Raw genomic sequence first — 1,870 nt, 5'->3', positions numbered from 1 at the left:
CCGCGATGATCGTTATGCCGCGAAACGGGTTGGTGCCACGCGTCATAACGTTGGCGGTGTTCCCGTAGCGCGGTGTAAGCGGAGCGCACCCGCGAAGCAGCCCGTTAGGGGTGCTGGTGAGGCCAATGAGCTTTGCTTGATCACCGTGGCTCAATCAGGGCGGCTAGGGCCGCTAATACGGGTGTTGGCGGCTATTTATTGCTACGTGCGTTATGAGGGGCGTGCAGATCTCACTTTAGATCTGTCCCATTTTTTAAGCACTGAATCGACAAACCAAAGTGAATCAATTTTGTTAAATTCGCTTTCGTAGATATCTAAATAACCATCAGGTGTGGCTTCTGCAAAATGCAGATGCATTTCACTGGAATTATCAAAAAAATAAGATCTTCTACATTTCACAACCATTTCATGCAAAAGTGACAAGCTTGCTTGATAGCGACTTATTATCTTTTCGGCAGGGACATCATGCCCACCACTCGAAACTCTTTGTGCAACACGAGCCTGATTAATCTCAGGACTTGATGTGCAAATATAATAGAGGTAGGGCTCAAACCCAAAATCTAGTGCTTTTTCAACAAATCTTATGTGACTACTATGACTCATAACAGATTCATAGGTGAGAGATAGCCCAGACTCCAACCAATCCTCTCTCAGGCCTGTGGCAATCGCTTGCGCAGATATCGCAGCAAAATACGTTTCAAACTCTTTAGCAAAAGACTTTACGGATGCCTTGCCCTCAGACATTGCGGTTGAGGTTTTTTCAATAACATCATTTAGCTCAATATGCTTCGCAATATCATCAGGATTTAAATATTGCCCTAATGGTATTTTCTTACTAAGCAAAAATTGAGTCAGGGTTGTTTTACCCGAGCCATTTGGGCCAGCAACAAGCCTTAACCTTGGCACAAATACTCCCTAAGATTGAACGGCTGGGCTTGTTTTAACTTTTTAAGCTGCTTGACCTGATGATCGGGCGACTCTTCAACCAGATAGCCATCACGTTCATAGACCACAGAAACACCTGCTGCCAAATTTCTTTGGATGGCCGCGCGAGAGGATTCGCTCGCAAACTGCATGAGTGAGCGCGTGTCTTGCATTGGATCTTTTCTCTTACCTTTGCGCACCATCGCTAGCTTCTCGTGGTTTGATTTCTGACTCATGATTTCCCCCTTCTCAGTACAGCTTGTGAAACCATAGATTCATTATAGACCGAGTAGTTTCGAATAGAGCAGGCTATTGCAATGATTCATTAAATATCGTGGCTCGATCAGGGCGGCCGACGCCGCCCTTCGCGCCGGGCCGCCGCTGCGGGTGCCTCTTTCGCTCGTGGCCTCGCTCTTTCGTTACGCCGCGCTACGGGGGTGGTGCCGCCATTCGAGGTGTTGACGCGATGATCGTTATGCCGCGCTACGGGGTTGGTGCCCATGCGTATCGTTGGCGATGCATCCGTAGCGCGGTGTAAGCGGAGCGCACCCGCGAAGCACCCCGTTAGGGGTGCCGGTGATGGCGTGAGTGTCAGCGGTTACTGAATAGGTTCGATCAGGGCTTCCAATGTGTTGGCACTCAATATGCCTTCCATCCAGTTTTCCAGCTGCTCTATGGAAGCCGCCTCAATTTGGGTATCGGCCCATGACGGTAACTCGCCAAACTTCAGCATGAGCAGCTTTCGCAGCATGTTTTGTGCTTCATGCTGACGGCCCTGTTGCATGCCCTGTTGCATACCTTGCTGCATGCCTTGCTGCATGCCTTGCTGAATACCTTCCGTACGAAGACGCTCTGCTAAACCAGCCATTTTGCTTTCCTCCTGAGGATAGCTGCGATGATGGCACTTTAGCGAGCTAGGGCTCGATCAGGGCGGCTGGCGCCGCCC

Annotated in this window: 3 protein-coding genes; all 3 read right to left on the bottom strand. The window is 49.8% G+C overall.

Features of this window, described 5'->3' with window-relative positions; translation table 11 throughout:
• Window positions 1-210: 210 nt before the first annotated feature.
• The 3 genes from HSS18214_RS18960 to HSS18214_RS0100425 all read right to left on the bottom strand — a co-directional run bounded on the left by HSS18214_RS18960 (window position 211) and on the right by HSS18214_RS0100425 (window position 1,792).
• Window positions 211-906, bottom strand: coding sequence for an ATPase (locus HSS18214_RS18960; RefSeq protein WP_156808445.1), 696 nt, complete (start codon window positions 904-906; stop codon window positions 211-213).
• The gene (locus HSS18214_RS0100430; RefSeq protein ID WP_016913346.1) at window positions 894-1,160 is read right to left on the bottom strand and encodes a hypothetical protein; all 267 of its coding nucleotides are present in this window, start codon (window positions 1,158-1,160) and stop codon (window positions 894-896) included. The genes HSS18214_RS18960 and HSS18214_RS0100430 overlap by 13 nt, the downstream gene beginning before the upstream one ends.
• A gap of 362 nt (window positions 1,161-1,522) precedes the next feature.
• Window positions 1,523-1,792 carry a DUF4351 domain-containing protein gene (locus HSS18214_RS0100425; RefSeq protein WP_016913345.1) on the bottom strand — a complete coding sequence of 90 codons (270 nt, stop codon included), beginning with the start codon at window positions 1,790-1,792 and terminating at the stop codon, window positions 1,523-1,525.
• Window positions 1,793-1,870 lie beyond the last annotated feature (78 nt).

This window comes from Vreelandella stevensii S18214, from assembly GCF_000275725.1.
GTDB lineage: Bacteria > Pseudomonadota > Gammaproteobacteria > Pseudomonadales > Halomonadaceae > Vreelandella > Vreelandella stevensii.
Note: the sequence above shows the minus strand (reverse complement) of the source record. Positions and strands in the feature narration are given on the sequence as shown.